This is a genomic window from Paenibacillus rhizophilus (assembly GCF_003854965.1).
GTDB classification, from domain to species: Bacteria; Bacillota; Bacilli; order Paenibacillales; family Paenibacillaceae; genus Paenibacillus_AQ; species Paenibacillus_AQ rhizophilus.
Map to the genome: position 1 here is coordinate 797,990 of NZ_RQPI01000001.1, position 19,226 is coordinate 817,215.

The 19,226-nt window shown below is 47.8% G+C and carries 18 protein-coding genes; 14 read left to right on the forward strand and 4 right to left on the reverse strand.

What is annotated here, in order from left to right; genetic code table 11:
• Positions 1-8 precede the first annotated feature (8 nt).
• The 8 genes from kdpC (at position 9) to EH198_RS03755 (ending at position 7,854) form a co-directional block, all read left to right on the forward strand.
• A complete protein-coding gene (gene kdpC / locus EH198_RS03720) occupies positions 9-578 on the forward strand; it encodes a potassium-transporting ATPase subunit KdpC (protein WP_124694177.1) in 570 nt (189 codons plus the stop codon).
• A 76-nt stretch (positions 579-654) separates the two neighbouring features.
• On the forward strand, positions 655-2,988 hold the full coding sequence (locus tag EH198_RS03725) for a histidine kinase (RefSeq protein WP_124694178.1): 2,334 nt from the start codon (positions 655-657) through the stop codon (positions 2,986-2,988).
• Positions 2,989-3,287: 299 nt separating this feature from the next.
• A complete protein-coding gene (locus EH198_RS03730; protein WP_124694179.1) occupies positions 3,288-3,632 on the forward strand; it encodes an ArsR/SmtB family transcription factor in 345 nt (114 codons plus the stop codon).
• Between the two features lie 42 nt (positions 3,633-3,674).
• Positions 3,675-4,733 (forward strand): ACR3 family arsenite efflux transporter, encoded by a 1,059-nt coding sequence (gene arsB, locus EH198_RS03735; RefSeq protein WP_124694180.1) that lies wholly within the window; start codon positions 3,675-3,677, stop codon positions 4,731-4,733.
• Positions 4,734-4,780: 47 nt separating this feature from the next.
• The gene (gene arsC, locus EH198_RS03740; RefSeq protein WP_124694181.1) at positions 4,781-5,200 is read left to right on the forward strand and encodes an arsenate reductase (thioredoxin); all 420 of its coding nucleotides are present in this window, start codon (positions 4,781-4,783) and stop codon (positions 5,198-5,200) included.
• Between the two features lie 59 nt (positions 5,201-5,259).
• Entirely contained in the window at positions 5,260-5,616 is a 357-nt protein-coding gene (gene arsD / locus EH198_RS03745; protein ID WP_124694182.1) for an arsenite efflux transporter metallochaperone ArsD, read from the forward strand.
• 10 nt (positions 5,617-5,626) lie between these two features.
• The gene (gene arsA / locus EH198_RS03750) at positions 5,627-7,396 is read left to right on the forward strand and encodes an arsenical pump-driving ATPase (protein WP_124694183.1); all 1,770 of its coding nucleotides are present in this window, start codon (positions 5,627-5,629) and stop codon (positions 7,394-7,396) included.
• Positions 7,397-7,419: 23 nt separating this feature from the next.
• Positions 7,420-7,854, forward strand: coding sequence for a protein-tyrosine phosphatase family protein (locus tag EH198_RS03755; RefSeq protein ID WP_124694184.1), 435 nt, complete (start codon positions 7,420-7,422; stop codon positions 7,852-7,854).
• 71 nt (positions 7,855-7,925) lie between these two features.
• Here EH198_RS03755 and EH198_RS03760 read toward each other — a convergent pair whose 3' ends face one another.
• The 3 genes from EH198_RS03760 to EH198_RS03770 are packed head-to-tail and all read right to left on the reverse strand — an operon-like array spanning position 7,926 to position 9,730.
• Complete coding sequence (locus EH198_RS03760; RefSeq protein ID WP_246014079.1) at positions 7,926-8,432, reverse strand: arsinothricin resistance N-acetyltransferase ArsN1 family A; 507 nt, start codon at positions 8,430-8,432, stop codon at positions 7,926-7,928.
• 20 nt (positions 8,433-8,452) lie between these two features.
• Positions 8,453-9,256, reverse strand: coding sequence for an arsenite methyltransferase (locus EH198_RS03765; protein ID WP_124694185.1), 804 nt, complete (start codon positions 9,254-9,256; stop codon positions 8,453-8,455).
• 18 nt (positions 9,257-9,274) lie between these two features.
• Positions 9,275-9,730, reverse strand: a complete 456-nt coding sequence (locus EH198_RS03770; protein WP_124694186.1) for a MarR family winged helix-turn-helix transcriptional regulator — start codon at positions 9,728-9,730, stop codon at positions 9,275-9,277.
• Positions 9,731-9,949: 219 nt separating this feature from the next.
• Between EH198_RS03770 and EH198_RS03775 the strand changes: the two genes are divergently transcribed.
• Together EH198_RS03775 and EH198_RS03780 are read left to right on the forward strand one after the other, a co-directional pair.
• On the forward strand, positions 9,950-10,678 hold the full coding sequence (locus EH198_RS03775) for an SDR family NAD(P)-dependent oxidoreductase (protein WP_185702738.1): 729 nt from the start codon (positions 9,950-9,952) through the stop codon (positions 10,676-10,678).
• 676 nt (positions 10,679-11,354) lie between these two features.
• The gene (locus EH198_RS03780) at positions 11,355-13,610 is read left to right on the forward strand and encodes an ATP-binding cassette domain-containing protein (protein ID WP_124694188.1); all 2,256 of its coding nucleotides are present in this window, start codon (positions 11,355-11,357) and stop codon (positions 13,608-13,610) included.
• 415 nt (positions 13,611-14,025) lie between these two features.
• Here the strand turns inward: EH198_RS03780 and EH198_RS25415 are convergent, their stop codons facing one another.
• Complete coding sequence (locus EH198_RS25415; RefSeq protein WP_342772021.1) at positions 14,026-14,412, reverse strand: EamA family transporter; 387 nt, start codon at positions 14,410-14,412, stop codon at positions 14,026-14,028.
• Positions 14,413-14,928: 516 nt separating this feature from the next.
• Here EH198_RS25415 and EH198_RS03790 point away from each other — a divergent pair.
• The 4 genes from EH198_RS03790 to EH198_RS03805 all read left to right on the forward strand — a co-directional run bounded on the left by EH198_RS03790 (position 14,929) and on the right by EH198_RS03805 (position 19,116).
• Complete coding sequence (locus EH198_RS03790) at positions 14,929-15,852, forward strand: alpha/beta hydrolase (protein WP_342772023.1); 924 nt, start codon at positions 14,929-14,931, stop codon at positions 15,850-15,852.
• A 305-nt stretch (positions 15,853-16,157) separates the two neighbouring features.
• A complete protein-coding gene (locus tag EH198_RS03795; protein WP_124694189.1) occupies positions 16,158-17,207 on the forward strand; it encodes an NAD(P)-dependent alcohol dehydrogenase in 1,050 nt (349 codons plus the stop codon).
• 122 nt (positions 17,208-17,329) lie between these two features.
• Positions 17,330-17,950, forward strand: coding sequence for a cyclophilin-like fold protein (locus tag EH198_RS03800; RefSeq protein WP_124694190.1), 621 nt, complete (start codon positions 17,330-17,332; stop codon positions 17,948-17,950).
• 86 nt (positions 17,951-18,036) lie between these two features.
• Positions 18,037-19,116 (forward strand): cyclophilin-like fold protein, encoded by a 1,080-nt coding sequence (locus EH198_RS03805; RefSeq protein WP_124694191.1) that lies wholly within the window; start codon positions 18,037-18,039, stop codon positions 19,114-19,116.
• Positions 19,117-19,226 lie beyond the last annotated feature (110 nt).

The following is a 19,226-nucleotide window of genomic DNA, read 5'->3' on the forward strand; positions in this document are numbered from 1 at the left end:
GGTTAACGGTGAAGACAATAACGGTTACAATAAGAACAAGTATCTTTCTGATGATTATCTTTTTGGTTTATCAACTGGCGGTGACGGGAATCGCCCAAGTCTTTATGCCTCATAAAGCCAACGGGAGCTTGGTCTATGACGGCAACAATCAATTAATCGGTTCCGAATTGATTGGGCAGACGTTTGTATCTCCCAGATATTTTCACGGCAGGGTCTCCAGCATTGAATACAATGCCGCTGCATCCGGCACGCCGAATTATGCCCCTTCCAATCCGGATCTGCTAGAGCGAATTCAGGCTTCGGTCGCTGAGTGGAAGGCGGCTAATCCGGATGTCCCGGTCAATAAACTGCCGGTCGATCTCATTACGAATTCAGGGTCGGGCCTCGATCCGGATATCTCCCCTGCTTCGGCGCGGGCGCAGATTCCCAGAATCAGCGGCTTGACCGGAATCCCGAAGGAAACGCTGGAGAAATTGGTGACAGAGCATACTGATGGACGGGATCTCGGATTGTTCGGCGAAGAACGTGTCAATGTGCTGAAGCTGAATATGGCTTTATCGGAGCTGTTAGCGAAATAGCCCTGCGTAATAGCCCTGTCCGCGCGGATTGCCGGGCAGGGCCGTTTACGGTTGGGTCGGAAAGAGGGGACCCCCAATGCCGCCTTATAAACGTAAAACACCGGAAGAAATACTTTACTCCATTTACCGTCTACACCGGGGAAGGCTGAAAATAATTATCGGTTCAGTCAGCGGATCAGGCAAGACGTATCATATGCTGCAGGAAGGCAGACAGCTCAAAGAACGGGGCATTGATGTGGTGTGCTGCGCCGTATCCACCATGCAGCGGGCCGAGACGGTCCAGCAGCTCGAGGATCTGGATCGCATACCCAGCATCCACTGGTTGAAGGGCGGCAAAGAGCAGAAAGACCTTCCGTTGGAGGCCCTGCTGAAACGCAATCCCGAGGTTCTGCTTGTGGATGGGCTGGCCCATCGCAATCGTAAAGGGGCGCAGTTTGCCACACGGCTTGAGGATATCCGCTTCCTGATGGAAAATGGCATTAGCGTGATTACGACCGTCAATGTTTATGAACTGGAAGGAGTGGGTGAATCCATCTTCAAGATGACGGGTATTCGGGCCGAAAACACGGTACCCATGGATACATTGGAACTGGCGGATGAAGTTCGCCTGATTGACGTCTCGCCGGAAACCATCCTGAAGCGGATTGAAGAAGGGTTGCTGGGCGACGTGACCCATCCTTCGCTGTCTCGCCGCGGCAATCTTGCCGTGCTTCGCGAAGTTTCCTTGCGTCTGGTGGCGGAAGGGGTGAATGAGTCTTTAGAGAAGCACAGGGAAGAGCATGGACTTGTCGGTCCTTCTGGCGCTGCGGAGCGGATTCTCGTGACAGCACAATATCATTGGAACGGCTCCCTTTATGTGAGAAGAGGCCAGCAGATCGCCAAACGGCTTAACGGTGAACTAATGGTTGTAACCTTCGTTCAGCGGGGTATGCCGATAACCAAGGATCAGCAAACCTTCAAACAATCCATCATCAAGCTGGTGAAAAGAGTGGATGCCCGCTTTGAAGAGCTTCAGGTGGCCCGTCTGCGTCAGCTTCCTTCCGAATTGGTTCGTTATGCCATTCAGAACAATGTGACGCGGATCATCATGGGACACTCCAAGAAAAGCACCTGGCAGGAAAAATGGCAGGGATCCATCGCGAACCGTGTATTGCGCAAAACGAGGAACATCGATGTGTTCCTGATGGCGGATCGGGCCGAGCAGGAAGGGGAGCGGATTTTACCCATTAGACCGAGATCCAAGAGGCAGGAGGAGCCCTTCCATCGATTGACCAGTCAAGAGATTCAGAAGAAAATTGAAACGATCCGTCACGGCACGCTCAAGGTATACATCGGCGCGGCTCCGGGTGTGGGCAAGACCTACAAAATGCTGCAAGAGGGAAATCTTCTGCTGGGTAAAGGCATAGATGTCGTCATCGGTCTTCTGGAAACCCATGGACGCAAGGAAACCTGGGAGCAAATAGGCAAATTAACCGCCATCCCGCGGGCAAAAATCCAATATCAATCGACTACCCTGGAAGAAATGGATACCGAAGCGATTATAGCCCGCCATCCGGAGGTTGTGCTCGTTGACGAGCTTGCACACACCAATGTGCCCGGCAGCCAAAGCCGTAAGCGATATGAAGATGTGATCCGTTTGCTTACGAACGGTATTTCCGTGATTACCACCGTGAATGTGCAGCATCTGGAAAGCCTGAACGATGCGGTAGCTCAATTAACCGGTGTACGGGTCCGGGAGACTGTACCGGATGCGATCCTGAAAATGGCGAATGAAGTGGAGCTTATCGATGTTACTCCGCAAATGCTGCAGGAGCGTATGCGGGAAGGGAAGATTTATGCGGCCGAAAAAGTAAACCAGGCGCTGGAATCCTTTTTTAAAATGGGTAATCTGATTGCATTGAGGGAACTGGCCCTTCGTGAAATTGCGGATGATGTGGATGAGAGGCTGGAAGCCTGGGACCGGGATGCGGCTTTGCGCGGCTCATGGAGCAGACAGGAGGTTATCTTCGTTTGTGTGGATATGGGACCGGGAGCGGAAAGGCTGATTCGCCGCGGCTTTCGCATCGCGCATCGTCTTAAAGCGGAATGGTACGTCCATTATGTGCATTGCGGGGCGGGGCAAACCCCTGAAGAACTGAAACGGCTGGATACGCTTCGTCTATTAACCGAACGGCTTGGAGGAAAAATGGAGGTAACCGAGGCCACAGGCAGCGCGGACATTCACCGGCACCTGTTAAACAGAATTAATGAACTTCGGACTACTCAGCTTATCATTGGTCAGTCTCATAAGCCCTTGTGGCGAACCTTGTTTAAACAAACCCTTATTCACTACCTACTGCGAAATGGACGTCATATGGATATGCTGATTGTGGCCGATTTTGATCCGAACGTTACAGAACCGGCAAGGTGATCTTAGCGACGCTCAAAGTACCCTATTTTGAAGAAAAATACGAAGTGTCAGTCACCATTGAAAACAATATGAACATGACAGTATGTCCCTGATAATAGCCTTTTTGAAACCGCGCCAGTCGCGGCTTTTTTATTTTATAGGATCAAGTTCTTGTCCTTTGTCAAAGACAATAACTTGACTTCATTGCAGAATGTGGATAAGAACATTTTACCATTGCATGGATATGATTTTGAATGCCACATAAATCATTGCTTATATAAGTACATTATTATATAATGATTTCGCGAGGAGGGATAGTTATGACTCAAAGGATAAATAGCATGGAGGATATTTCTCTGACACTTAAACTGCTTGGAGATAAAACACGCTTAACGATCATGAAATTACTTGATAAACAAGAATGCTGTGTTTGTGAATTGGTCGAGATTTTTAAAACCAGCCAACCTGCAATCAGCCAACACCTCCGAAAACTGAAGGATGCAGGTCTTATCAAAGAAAACCGAAAAAGCCAATGGATTTTTTACTCGATTAATACCGATTCTAGGCAATGGCAGCTGGTACAGGAATTAATTAGTCATGTTCCTTCGGTAGATCATTTGTTGGAAGAACTTAAGGTTAAAGGACTCAGAATGACCTGCAACTAACGAATTTTTCATAAACAAACATAATACAGGGAGTGTTTTTCTATGAATGAACCACCGAAGAAACTGTCGTTCCTCGACCGCTTCTTGACCGTCTGGATTTTTGGAGCTATGGCATTAGGGATCGCTCTCGGCTTCTGGGTTCCTGGATTCGCCAACAGTCTTTCGAAAATGCAAGTTGGAACGACATCTATACCGATTGCTGTAGGACTTATCTTGATGATGTATCCGCCGCTAGCTAAGGTGAAGTACGAGAAGTTGGGCCGGGTATTTAAGGATTGGAAGGTACTGCTTTTATCCCTTGTGCAAAACTGGGTGATTGGGCCTGTTCTAATGTTTATTCTGGCCATCCTCTTCTTGAGTGACATGCCTGAATATATGATCGGCCTCATCATGATCGGCCTTGCCAGATGTATTGCTATGGTACTGGTTTGGAGTGATTTGGCAAAAGGAGATCCGGAATACACAGCAGGTCTCGTTGCTTTCAATTCCATTTTTCAGATTGTGTTCTACTCCGTATTTGCTTATGTGTTTATTACGGTGATGCCTGAATGGTTTGGTATTCAAGGTGTAGCAGTAAACATAACAATGGGTGAGATCGCGCAGAGCGTCATGATTTATTTGGGCATTCCTTTTGCCGCCGGTATTTTCACACGCATTATTGCGCTTAAAACTAAAGGAGAAGCCTGGTTTGAGCGGGAGTTCTTGCCCAAAATCGGTCCACTGACTTTAGTTGCGCTGTTGTTTACCATTGTCCTGATGTTCTCCCTTAAAGCAGATGTAATGATTAAACTACCCATGGATGTCGTTCGTATTGCAATCCCGCTGCTGATTTATTTTGTTATTATGTTTTTTGTGTCTTTCATGGCATCCCGCAAAGCAGGCACCTCTTATCCGGTTGCTGCTTCGCTCTCGTTCACAGCCGCCAGCAATAACTTTGAACTTGCGATAGCAGTCGCTGTCGGTGTCTTCGGTTTGAACTCCGGCGCTGCCTTTGCAGCGGTGATCGGTCCGCTAGTAGAAGTTCCCGTGCTGATCGGACTGGTTAATGTGGCTCTATGGCTTCAGAAAAAATATTTTGGCAAGACGTCAACGGTATCTTAAAACTGTGTGTTGTACAAAAATTGATTATAAAAAGGAGTTTATTCACTATGTCTAAAAAAACGATCTATTTTCTTTGCACTGGAAATTCCTGCCGTAGTCAGATGGCTGAAGGCTGGGCAAAGAAATATTTGGGAGACGAATGGAATGTATACAGTGCCGGAATTGAGGCGCACGGGTTGAATCCGAATGCAGTAAAAGCGATGAAGGAAGTTGATATCGATATTTCAAGTCAGACATCCGATATTATTGATCCCGAGCTGCTGAATAACTCGGATTTGGTGATTACGCTTTGCGGCGACGCTGCAGATAAATGTCCGATTACTCCTCCAAAGGTAAAGCGGGAACACTGGGGCTTTGATGACCCCGCCAAAGCTACTGGAAACGATCAGGAGAAATGGTCGGTGTTCCAGCGTGTTCGGGACCAAATCGGGGAACGCATCCAGCGTTTTGCGGTAATGGGTGAATAATATTTTCACGAAACCGGGTAATTGCTTCCCGGCTAACTTATCTGAAGGGGAGTATGGAGATGGAAAAGCTTGAGATCTATGACCCGGCAATGTGTTGCTCGACAGGTGTATGCGGTCCGGTGGTTGACCCGGAATTAATCCGGATGTCGCTTCTAGTAAATAACTTGAGGAAAAAAGGAATTCAGGTTGCCCGCTACAATCTCGCAAGTGAGCCACAGGCATTCGCAGAGAACGAATTTGTTAGCCAGTTACTTCAGGAGCAGGGACCGGAAGCGTTGCCAATTATAATTATAGACGGCCAGGTAAAGAAACAGCACACCTATCCGACGAATGAAGAACTGGAAGCTTGGACAGGCATTCAAGCCGATGAGTTAACGCAGAAAACAAAAATCCGTCTGCAGCTTAAACAAAAGTAGGGGAATGACCATGTACAATCTCTTCGATCCTTTAACAGCCGTCCAGACCCGATATATCTTTTTTACGGGCAAAGGCGGGGTTGGGAAAACCTCGACTGCCTGTGCGACGGCCGTTACTTTGGCGGATGCCGGAAGGAAGGTACTTCTGGTCAGCACCGATCCGGCGTCCAACCTCCAGGATGTATTCGGGATGGAGCTTTCGAACAGTCCTGCGACTGTAAAAGATGCAGCTAATCTGGATGCAGCTAACCTGGACCCTGAAAAAGCTGCTCTGGAGTATAAGGAAAAAGTAGTGGCTCCTTATCGTGGTGTTTTGCCGGATGCAGTTCTAGCCTCCATGGAAGAACAACTTTCAGGTGCTTGCACGGTTGAAATTGCCGCGTTTGATGAATTCACGGCTATACTGACCAATGAATCCCTTAGGGAACATTATGACCATATCCTGTTTGACACAGCGCCTACCGGGCATACGCTTAGGCTCCTTCAGCTTCCAACGTCATGGAACGGCTTTTTGGAAGAGGCTGCCCACGGAGCATCGTGTCTTGGACCTCTGGCCGGATTGGATCAGAAAAAACATCTGTATGAGCAGGCGGTCCAAACGCTGTCCGACCTGTCAAAGACAACCATAATCCTGGTAGCACGACCAGAACGAACTCCGCTGCTTGAGGCGGCCCGAGCGTCATGCGAACTGCAGGAACTAGGTGTAGGCAATCAAGTACTTATCATCAACGGAATATTGGATAAAAGTGAGACGGAAGATCAGCTGGCCTCCGTTTTGTATAACCGTCAGCAGCTTGCTCTGAAGGACATGCCCGAAATGCTTAAGCAGCGGAGGATCTTCCAAGTCCGGCTGGCTCCTTTTAACGTCCTTGGAACCGATAAAATGCGGCAGTTATTTAACTGGTCCGGTCTGCCAGTGAGCGAAAGTACTTTTACCAATGAAAAACCATTGGGCCAGCCTCTTGCAGCTTTAATTCAAGATATCGAGCAGGCCGGTACTCGAATTCTGTTCACGATGGGGAAAGGCGGCGTGGGTAAGACCACCGTTGCTTCTGCTCTTGCCGTCGGGTTGGCAGAACGGGGGCATAAAGTTCATCTCAGCACTACCGATCCGGCAGCTCATCTGGAGATGGTATTTGGCCAGGAAGCGGGATTGGTCACGTTAAGCCGAATTGACCCTAAAGAAGAGGTTGAGCGGTATCGCCAAGAGGTGCTTCGTCAGAACGAAGATATGCTTGATGAAGAGGGGCTAAGGTATCTGGAAGAGGATTTAAAGTCCCCATGTACCGAGGAAATCGCTGTATTCAGGGCTTTTGCCAATCTGGTCGAACGATCCCGGGATGAGATTGTAGTCATTGACACAGCTCCGACTGGCCATACGCTGCTCTTGCTGGACGCCAGCGAGGAATACCATAAGGAAATCATGCGCTCCACTGCAGCTGTCCCCGAATCGGTACGACAATTGCTCCCCAAGCTTAGAAATCCTAAAGAAACCGGTGTGATCATTGTTACTTTGGCCGAAGCTACTCCATTTTACGAAGCTTCCCGTTTGGAGCGAGATTTAGGTCGTGCAGGGATTGCGGTGAAATGGTGGGTGATTAGTCAAAGCTTCGCAGCTGCAGAAACGCATTCTTCTCTTCTGAAAGGCAGAGCTCTGGCGGAACGTGAATGGATCGAGAAGGTTCAAGAAGCTTCAACTGGTCATACCGCGATTATTCCTTGGAAGGCGACAGAGATAAGCGGATACGAACCATTAAAGGACCTAATAACAGGAGATTAATCAATATTAAAAGGGAGAGTCCAATGACAAAACCATATCAGGCATTAGTGCCGGACCGGATCTATTTTGGCGGCGCTCAGGACGTCGAACAAATGGTAACCGATGAAGGAGTAAAGGTGGTCGTCGATCTTCGCGAAGAAGCGGAGAAGTGCGCGAGTACGGCGGAACATGTACAGTGGGTGAAGATTCCTTTGGGAGATCATGCGGAGGAGCCTGAAGCCGATCTTTTCCAGTTGGCCATTCAGGAAGTAGTAAGTGCCTACCGGGAAGGAAAAAAAGTAGCCTTTCACTGCGGCGGAGGGAGAGGACGCACCGGAACGGTGGCCGTCGGAACGCTGCGGGAACTGGGACTAGCCCAAACGCTTGAAGAGGCGGAACTGCAAGCCAAAGCGATCCGTCCAAGCATCAATGTAAAGCCGCTCCAATGGGAGTCCTTAAGAGCGATATACGGTAAATAATAGCATAATGTCAAAAAGAAAGAACTTGGTGGCTGTTAGAATAATAAGTCATCCAAGTTCTTTCGTTTGGATCAGCCGAATAATTTCTCCATGATCATGACATCGATCGGCTTGCCGTCCATGATTCCTTGATCCTCGAATACCCCGACCTCACGGTATCCGAATTTTCGGTACAATCCTTGCCCGCTTAGGTTAAAGGGGAAGGTGAAGAGCACCATTTTGTAAAAATCGTTATGGCGGGCTTCCTCTTCAATAGAAAGGAGGAGGACAGAGCCTATACCTTGCCCCCGATAATCCCGGTGGATATAGATGGACAGATCAGCAACACCCTGATAAGCGCAGCGGTGAGAGTAGGGATTTAAAGAAGCCCAGCCGACAACCTGATGCTCGGCCACGGCCACTAACACCGCATGCCTTCCTTGATGCTCCTCGAACCATTTTTGGATATAATCCTGATTCTTCGTCTCAGTTTCAAGTGTAGCAATACGGTCCTCAATCCCTTGATTATAAATGAGCAGGATGTCATCCAAATCTTCCGTCTTTGCTGTTCGGATCGCAACGTCACTTCGTACCATCATTTTATCCCTCCAACTCGTCATTACGGTTTAACTGCTTCGATGACTGCCGAAACAATATATTGCTCGATATTCGTTCCAGGTACCCAATCTTTGATAAAAGCCTTGGATTCGTCTTTGGGCTGGATAGAGATGTCAGTAAACCCGCTGCTGTGCAGCATTTCCTCAATCTCATGAATCGAGGAGGCGCCGGAAATGCAGCCCGAATACAATTCAGTCAAATCATTTTTGATTTCAACGGGCAGCTCGGCCGCAGTAACAATATCGGAAATCGCCAGGCGTCCACCAGTCTCCAGCACCCGATAAGCCTCTTTAAAGACCTGCTGTTTGTCAGGAGAAAGATTGATCACACAGTTGGAAATAATGACGTTCACAGAGTGGTCTGCTACCGGAAGGTGCTCGATCTCACCAAGCCGGAAGTTCGTATTGGTAAACTTTCCTTTTTCAGCGTTGCTGCGTGCCCGGCTAACCATTTCCGGTGTCATGTCAACGCCAATCACTTTTCCGGTTTCACCCACCTGCCGAGAAGCCAAAAAGCAGTCAAAGCCGCCGCCGCTTCCCAGATCCAGCACAACCTCTCCGGGTTGGAGCTCGGCAATCGCTTGCGGGTTTCCGCAGCCAAGCCCCAGATTAGCCCCTTCCGGAACCTCCGATAATTCATCCGTCGAATAGCCTAATTTTGCCGATATCTCATTAAAATCAGAAGGGGTATCGCAGCAGCTGTCAGATGCACAGCAGGAAGTGGAGGTCCTGGACGGCCTTACCGCAACCTTGCTATATCTTGCGCGAACATTCTGTCTGATTTCATCATGCGAAGCATTGTTCATGCTCATCTCTCCTTAGATTTAGGATTCACTTTTAATCGGCTGGCAGCACCGATCAGATTTGGCCATCGCTTCATTCATGAGCTGGATCGACCGTATGATCGTGTCTTTTTCAAACTCGCTCATATACGAAAAGACTTCATCCAAATAAGCATTCATCTGCTGATCAATGGTGGTTGCTGCATATTTGCCTTGAACGGTAAGGGAGAGCGTATAAACGCGCCGGTCAGTAAGATCGGGAGACTTTGACAACAGTCCCATCTTGATGAGTGATTGCACCTGCCGGCTAAATGTGGTGATATCCGTTCCGAGGGTTTCCGCGATCTGCTGCATGGATGGGTTATTTTGGCGGTCCACCTCATACAGAATGTGGCTCTGAACGGGGGTGATATCACAGCCGCCAATCGTACAGCAATTTTTATTAAGCAGTCCAAAACGTCTGGTCATAATTTGAAAAAGCTCGCGAGCATTTTGCAAGGGAATTCACCTCTGCTTTTGTTATACCCCATATCTTTGTAATTTGCAATTAAAAATGTAGGTTTGGAAATGAAAAGAATATCATAATCTTAAATAAAACTGTGTATATATTGCTTTTAAACGTTAAACATCATCATGTCATTCAAAAATTATACTTGCAAATTACAAATTAAATGCAATACAATACCCTATAACAACCTAACTTGTGGAGGGATGCTTGTGTGTTTTTCCAATAAATTATTTATTGTTTCCGGATCAAACTCAGGTATTGGCAAAGCGTGTGCTGAATTATTGCTTGAGAGTGAGGCAACGGTGATGGGGTTAGATATTAAAACCAATACAATAAGTCATTCCAATTACATACATTATTCCGTTGATGTAAGAGATGAAGAACAAATAATGGCCGTTATTACCGAAATCCACACGAAATATGGAAAGATTGAAGGTCTTGCAAACTGTGCAGGGATTTTTGCAAACTCAAAACCTTTTTATGAATTAAGTTTAGCTGAGTGGAATGGCGTAATCGGAACGAACCTTTCCGGGGTATTTATCCTTTCTAAATATGTTGCTCAAAAAATGATTCCATATAAGGCTGGGAAAATCGTGAATATCAGTTGTATCCGTTCGAAAATATTCAGACCCCATATGGCGGATTACGCTGCAGCTAAGGGAGGGGTTGTCGCTTTGACATCGGCAATGGCGCTAGACTTAGCTCCTTATCATATAACTGTGAATTCTGTTGCTCCTGGTTTTACCTATACAGGAATGACTGCCGAGTCTTTCGATATCCCTGAGATACGGAGATCTTCGGAAGAATTAATTCCGGCTGGAAGAATAGCGGAACCTAAGGATATTGCCAATGTCGTTTTATTTTTATTATCGGATAAGGCCAATTATATTAACGGTGAGACCATATTTGCTGACGGCGGTTTTTCAAGCTTAAAATAAACCAAGAAGAATGATAACAGCGGAGCAGAAGATGTAAAAGGATTTCAGAATTCAAGTGATGAGGAGTGTCGGGCATAGTATGAAATTTCGCGAATCCGGAATGCCATCCGAGACTTTATGGGAGACTTTTTTTGATCCGGCAGAGACTCTGCGATTAATGGGAATGACCAATGACATTCAACTTTGGATTGACGTAGGGTGTGGCTATGGAACATTCTTATTGCCAGGAAGTCTCATCATTTAAGGCTGCGCGGTTGGAATGGATATCGATTCATCGGCTTTGGAAATCTGTAATCAGAAGCTCAGGGGCCAGAATATCCAAAATGTAAAGCTGATGCTAACGGATATCTCAGAAATGGATTACTCGGATACGGATTATTGATTCGTAAACCATAAAGAAAATGAGGAATACATAGACAACAAAGCAAAAAGGCAGGGAACAAACATTCACAGGTATGCTTTTTGTCGCTTTTTTACCCGAGTAAATAAATAGAAGAAGGGGTCTTTACGAGCCCGCTTCTTTTTTGTTGACTAATGAATTAGTGGAAGCTATAGCATCAACTCCCTAGTTAGAACAATGACAGGTACAAGTTCGGGCTGCCCGACTTTCTATGCACGATGAATGGTACAATGTGAATAAAAGTAGAAATTTAAACTACCCGGAGGGATGGGAAGCATGAGCGAATCCAATCAGGAGTATATCGTAATCTCGGGTGCGAGGGAAAATAATCTTAAGAACGTATCCTTGCGCATTCCCAAGCGGAAAATCACTATCTTCACCGGGGTATCCGGATCCGGCAAGTCATCGATCGTCTTCGATACGATCGCCGCAGAATCCACGCGATTGCTGAATGAGAACTTCAGCATGTTCGTGCGAAATTTCCTGCCCCGCGTTCCTCAGCCGGATACGGACGCGATCGAGAACCTGAGCATGGCTGTTATTGTGGATCAGAAGCGGCTAGGCGGCGGTTCTCATTCCACAATGGGCACGATTACCGATATCTCTCCCATTCTCCGTCTTCTCTTCTCCCGAGTAGGTCAGCCCTATGTTGGACAAGCGCACATGTTCTCGTTTAACGATCCGCAAGGCATGTGTCCCGAATGCAACGGGACCGGTCGCAGGCTGGGCGTCGACATGAGCAAGGCGCTGGACAAGTCAAAGTCGTTGAATGAAGGGGCAATCATGCTGCCGGACTATAGGGTGGACGGCTGGGAATGGAACATGATCGTGCAGTCGGGGTTCTTCGACCTAGGCAAGAAGCTGAGCGATTATTCGGATGAGGAGCTGGAGCAGCTGCTGTACGCCAAGGCGAGGAAAGTGGAGATGGATTTCGCTGGGAAGGCAGTGAATATTACGGTGGAGGGCGTCATCGAAAAGTTCACCAACAAGTACATCAAGCAGGATGTGAAGACGAAATCCGAGCGCACACAACGAGCAGTTGCGCCGTTCATCTCCGAGGGTCCCTGCACCAGCTGCCGAGGCGCGAGACTCAGTCAGGCCGCGCTTGGCTGCAGGATCAATGGACGGGGCATTGCGGAGCTGTCTTCCATGGAGGTCGGACAGCTCATCCGCGTCATTCGGGAGATTGACGACCCGATTGCCGCGCCGATTGTCAAGTCGCTGACGGAGCGGCTGCAGCACTTGGTGGATATCGGACTTGACTACTTGACGCTGGACCGTGAGACGGATACTTTGTCCGGCGGCGAGTCGCAGCGCGTCAAGATGGTGAAGCACCTGAGCGGCAGTCTGGTTGATGTCACTTACATCTTCGATGAGCCCAGCATTGGCTTGCACCCCCGTGATGTACACCGGTTAAATGGATTGCTTCAGAAGCTGCGCGACAAGGGCAATACCGTGATTGTCGTCGAGCATGATCCCGACGTGATCAAGTTGGCGGATCATATCGTCGACGTCGGGCCTCACGCCGGCAGCCACGGAGGTACCATCGTGTATGAAGGAAGCTTTCAGGGCCTGCTGGAGGCAGGTACACTGACTGGCAGCCATATGAAGCGGCCGCTCCAGCTGAAGCGCGATTGCAGGCAGCCATCCGGCAAGCTGTCCATCAAGGATGCCCAACTTCACAACCTGCGGAACGTGAGTGTAGATATTCCAACCGGAGTGCTGACAGCAGTTACGGGTGTCGCCGGCTCAGGCAAGAGTACGCTGATTAACGAAGTATTCCTCAGCCAGCATCCGGATGCGATCGTCATCGACCAATCGGCGGTAGGCGTGTCAACACGCTCGAATCCCGCGACCTACACGGGCATTATGGATGATGTGCGCAAGGCGTTTGCTTCCGCGAACAAGGTGAGCCAAGGCTTGTTCAGCTTCAACTCGAAGGGGGCTTGCGAGAACTGCCAAGGGCTGGGTGTGGTGTATACAGACCTTGCATTCCTCGAGAGCGTGAAGCTGCCATGCGAAGTATGCGGAGGTAGAAGGTTCAAGGAAGAGGTGCTCGCGTACAAGCTGAACGGCAAGTCCATTGCAGATGTGCTGGAGATGACGGTGGAGCAGGCATTGGATTTTTTTCAGCTAAAAGAGGTTGTGCGCAAGCTCCAGGCGATGAGTGATGTGGGGCTGAACTATATTACACTTGGCCAGCCGCTCAGCACGCTCTCGGGCGGGGAATGCCAGCGCATCAAGCTTGCAAGCGAGCTGCATAAGAAGGGCAGCATCTACGTGATGGACGAGCCGACGACCGGCCTGCATATGTCAGATATCGGTCACCTTCTGGGGATCATGAACCGCCTCGTGGATGCCGGCAATACCGTGATTGTCATCGAGCACAACCTCAATGTGATCAACCAAGCGGATTGGATCATCGATATGGGACCGGATGGAGGCAGCAATGGCGGTCAGGTGGTGTTCGAGGGTACACCGGCGCAGATCATCCATGCGGAACAGTCGATCACGGGAAGATACTTGATGTAATGTATCAAATCCAAATTTAGTAAGTTAAGGGATTCGTAATTTCTTAAGCATGACAAGGAGAACATAGTCGAGGACAAGAACTTGTTCCCTTTAATCTTCTGCTAATTAACGTCACTTTTATCGAATTTAGCCAACTTTTTTGTATCTCTCGACCTTGCCCAGAAGTACAGGGCTATTCCCGCGATGGTGAACATTCCCCCCAGCAAAAACTGTTGTCGCTCCGATGGATTTTAACAAAAGGTTAAAAAGAAAATGCCAAAAAATCGTTGGTATGATCGCGAGCAAAACGAAATATATCCAATCCGCTGGACGATAATCAGTTTGTGAGAATAAGTTGATCAATGAGTAAACGAGCATGACGCTCCCACCAATAAAAACACGATCACACTATAGAAATTAGCCGGTATTTTATGACTCACTTTTTGTCCTGCAAGCATATAGACTGACATCGAAACGGTCCCCAATAATGACAGCCCATCTCTAATAAAACCTCTCTGGAAACGCCAATGTCCCCCCATGCTATAATCAATGACCCCACAACCGCAGCGATCATGCACACTGATGAGAGGATCGTAACCCGTTCTTTAAAAAGATAATAAGAGCCTATCATGACAAACAAAGGTTGCAAATTCAGGATGACCATAGAACTGGCAACCGAGGTATACAATAAGGATTCCATCCAAAACAATAAGTGTAATCTAAGAAACAATTGGTTACGAATGGTAAAATACTGGGGATGGGAATATGAAGTCTCCGTTAAAACACCACAGCTTTGGTTCACGATGATACCTTTAAAAAACATCAAAATATTACACCCATGAAATATCGGAAATTAAAAAAGTATTGAGTTTCGATGTTAAATTAAGAATGAGTACTCTTAAACAACAACTTTCCAGATAAGAATTTATGTATCAAGAAGGCCAGGTATTTTCGTTACCTGGCCTTTACTTTTTTGCTGTTGTGTATTTTTCTATCTAACTTAATCAACAATTACTATTGATTTGTGGAGTAATCAACAAATTGCGTTCATTTAACCATTGAGAGTATCGTGTTTCTTTTTTATGATTATATACAGTTGTTGATTAATCATCAACGGTTCTTTTTTGTCGAGGTCAAAGGCGAGCATGCTTTTACAAAAAATGTTTGAAAGGGTGTTTTTAAATTGAACAGAAAATCTATGATCAAACGTGGCCTTCACTTACTTACAGTGATGGTACTGGGCGTGCTTGTATCGACGACTACCGTTTCATCCGCGACCACCGGTTCACCCGCAGCAGATAGCTTAACATGGGACAAGACCTTTCCTCAAAACAACAAGGTGACTGTTGAAAAAGTCTCATACACTAACAGACTTGGCATTAACATCGTCGCGGATATGTATCTTCCTAAAAACTTGAAAAGAGCAAAGAAATCTCCCGCAATCATTGTCGGACCCCCGTTCACTGGCGTGAAGGAACAGACGGCCGGCTTGTATGCCCAGGAGATGGCAGCACGGGGCTTTGTAACCCTGGCCTTTGACCCCTCCTACACTGGAGAAAGCGGCGGGCAACCGCGTAATATTGCTTCTCCGGACACGTTCGCCGAAGATTTCAGCGCCGCCGTGGACTTTTTGGGCACACGCCCGTTTGTGGACCGTAACCGTATTGGCGTCATCGGCGTTTGTGCCAGTGGCGGGTTCGCGGTCAGCGCTGCGCAGATTGACCCCCGGCTGAAGGCCATCGCGACAGTTAGTATGTACGACATGGGCCGCGCCACCCGTGAGGGATTGGGGTTAGCGGTTACACCGAACGATGTAATGACCAAGGAAGAACAGATGAAAGCTCTTGAAGAAGCCGCTGAACAGCGCTGGACCGATTTTGAGAGCGGACAGATAAATTACGGCGGCGTAACTTCAGTGGAACTAAAACCCTCAGCAGAAGCAGCAGTCCGAGAGTTCTCTGAATACTACGGTACGCCAAGGGGATATCACCCCCGCTCATTGCCCTACAGCCTTACTAGCAGAGGGGCGCTCGTGAACTTTTACCCGTTCGAGCATATTGAGACGATTTCTCCGCGTCCACTTCTGTTCATCGCTGGCGAGAATGCCCACTCCAGATACTACAGCGAAGACGCCTTCAAGCTGGCGGGCGAACCGAAGGAACTCTATATTGTTCCAGGCGCAGGGCATGTGGATCTGTACGACAAAATGGAGTACATCCCGTTCAACAAGCTCGAGTCCTTCTTCAAAGCAAATCTGAAGTAAAAATAAGGCTTGTGTTGAAGATAGTAGAGAGCTTTGCGTGCCAATGGCACGTTGAGTGAAACGCTGTGTGAATCCCGCATATCTTGTCGGGATTCACACTTTTTGTTTGAATAGAATTCCATACGGCTAAGATTAACCAACATTTTTTATTGTTTTGTTGAATAAACAACATGTTGCGTTCTTTTAACCATTGAAAGCATTTTGATTCTGTTTATTATTGTAACCATAAGTTAAATCATTTTGCTTCTAACATTCTGACTTAATTAGCAAAGGACCAATAATTTATAGATTGCAGGAGGTTATATATGATTATTGCTGATGCACGTGCTGTATACAGTCCAGAAGGTCCGTTCAAACTGACTATTATCGAGCGAAGGGATCTTGAGCCGCATGATGTCCTCATTGAGATTAAATACGCTGGTGTTTGCCACTCCGACATTCACACAGCTCGCGGCGATTGGGGGCCGGTAAACTATCCTCTTGTTCCGGGACACGAGATAGCAGGAATTGTCATTCGGGTTGGTTCGGAAGTCACAAAGTTCACTGTGGGCGACCGGGTAGGAGTAGGTTGTATGGTTGACTCCTGCGGAGAATGTGATAACTGCCATAAGGGAGAGGAGCAGTATTGCCTCAATGGCATGACGGGCACCTATGCGGCTATCGACAGGTATGGGCAATTTACGCAGGGAGGTTATTCTACCCACATTGTCGTAACCGAAGATTTCGTACTCCGAATTCCTGATGGTATTGAGCTTGATGTCGCTGCTCCGCTGCTCTGTGCTGGCATCACGACATACTCGCCGCTGCGTCATTGGGAAGCTGCGCCTGGCAAAAGAATAGCTGTTGTTGGACTTGGCGGGCTTGGACACATGGCTGTAAAGCTAGCTCATGCTATGGGGGCTGAGGTTACTGTATTATCACAAACTTTGAAGAAGAAAGAAGACGGGTTGGGACTTGGCGCAGACCATTATTATGCCACGAGCGATCCGGAGACGTTTAAGCAACTGGCTGGTTCGTTTGACCTCATCGTGAATACCGTGAGCGCGAAGATTGATATTAGTGCCTACCTTTCGCTGCTGGCGACGGATGGTACACTGGTCAACGTCGGTGCACCAGCGGAGCCGTTATCCGTTAACGTATTCTCACTCATCTTGGATCGTCGGTCGTTTGCCGGATCGATGATCGGTGGAATTCGCGAAACGCAGGAAATGCTTGACTTCTGCGCTGAACACCGCATTGCTCCGGAAATCGAGGTTATTTCCGCCAATCAGATCGATGAAGCCTGGGAACGCGTTCTAGCTTCAGATGTCCGGTATCGATTTGTGATCGACATCAGCACGATGGGGAATGAATAACGTGTAATCCTGTCAAAATATTAGGGGCACGCTTACACCGGCGTGCCTCTTTCTTGGTGTAAACTCATACGGCTAGAAATCCGCAATCGGAAGATGGTCATAATACTTCTAGGGAGGTAAACATGCGAAAAATCTTAAGCTTACTGTTTTGCCTTTGGATTATATTGGCGTTGGCAGCCTGTAGTGGGGCACGTAATGAGTTGAATTCCGGGTCTGCTCAATCGGATACTCCCCTCTCGAGTGGTGAACCTATAAAAGCAACGGAGCAGCCGTCCGTAAAACCAACGGAGCAGCCGTCCGTAATACCAACGGAGCAGCCATCCGCGTCACCTACTGAAAACGCAACGGCTGAAACAAGAAATAACGAGACGAAGGAAAACGGCGTGATTTCCATCAATATTACTGTAGGCAGCAGTACATTTACAGCAACATTAAATGACAACGAAACGGCGAAGGCGCTAGTTGCGAAATTTCCTATGACACTCCAGATGAATGAACATAATGGGCTGGAGAAGTATTATGATCTGTCGGAGGATCTTCCTGCCGCATTAACGGAGCGCCCTGCAACTATTCATGCCGGTGACATAATGGGCTGGTCAGGAAACATTCTGGTGCTTTTCTATGAAACCCACTCCAATTCTAACGGCGGTTATGTACCACTGGGAAGAGTGGACAATCCTTCAAACCTAGCATCTGCTCTTGGTTCAGGCAATGTACAAGTTACATGGTCACTTGCCGAATGAGTTTGTTCTGTTCATCGGGTACCTTTGTGTCGGTTTTTCTGAAAAGCACGCTGAACTGTTAGACGAGTAAATCGAGGAGTGATTTCATGAAGAGAAAACAGACATCTCGTTTAATTAGTCTGATGCTGGGAATTGTTTTAATTTTCTGTATGGCTGCCACTGCTTTCGCGGCAGACTATAATGATGTAGCAGACAGCGTATGGTATCATACCGCCATAGACTATGTGGACGAAAATAACTTGATGGGCGGTACCGGGGGAGGAAACTTCGAGCCGGAAACACCTATTACCCGCGCAATGCTTGTTACGGTACTGCACCGCATCGAAGGTTCTCCGATAGTGTCAGGTAACGGTGGTTTTTCCGATGTTCCCGACGGCAGCTACTACACGACAGCCGTAGCTTGGGCTGAAGCAAATCAGATAATTACCGGTGTAAGCGACGGAAGATTTGCACCGTACAGCCTGATTACCCGTGAGCAATTCGCAACGATCTTGTATCGTTACGCCGGGGCGAAGAGCTATGACACCTCCGCTTATGTAACATTAGATGGTTATACCGACGCATCGCAGGTCAGCCCCTATGCGGAAACTGCCATGCACTGGATGGTGGGCACCCAGAACATGCAGGGCAGTGGCGGCAGGCTGTTGCCCATTGGCTCTACCACTCGCGCCCAGGCTGCTGCAATGCTTATGCGCTTTATGGAAAGCATAGCGAAAGGAGAATCTGCAGAACCGACTGTTCCTCCACAGCCCACAGAACCTGAACGCCCAGCTCCAAGTGTTCCTGCACTACCCGAGGGGGAGGAAATGATTACCATGAATATCAAGGTTGGTAATACTTCTTTCACTGCAAAACTGTATGATAATGAAACAACAAGGGCATTGATTGAACAGCTGCCGATGACAGTCAATATGTCAGAACTGAATGGTCGGGAAAAACACTATCATTTCCCTAATGATCTACCTGTTGGATCAACAGAAAAGCCGGCAACAATCCATGCAGGCGATATCATGCTATGGTCCTCCAACACCCTGGTACTTTTCTATACTACATTTTCCAATTCATACGGTGGTTACGTTAAGATCGGATATATAGAGGACATCTCCGGTCTTACATCGGCACTTGGGACTGGGAGCGTTCAGGTGACATTTTCCATTAATGACTAATGAGAAGCTTAGATTTGGTTACACCACACGTTGTATTCATGTGTAAGGGTAGTGTAGCGTAATTAAAAAAGCGTAATTTCTCAATTTAATGCTGAGAAATTACGCTTTTT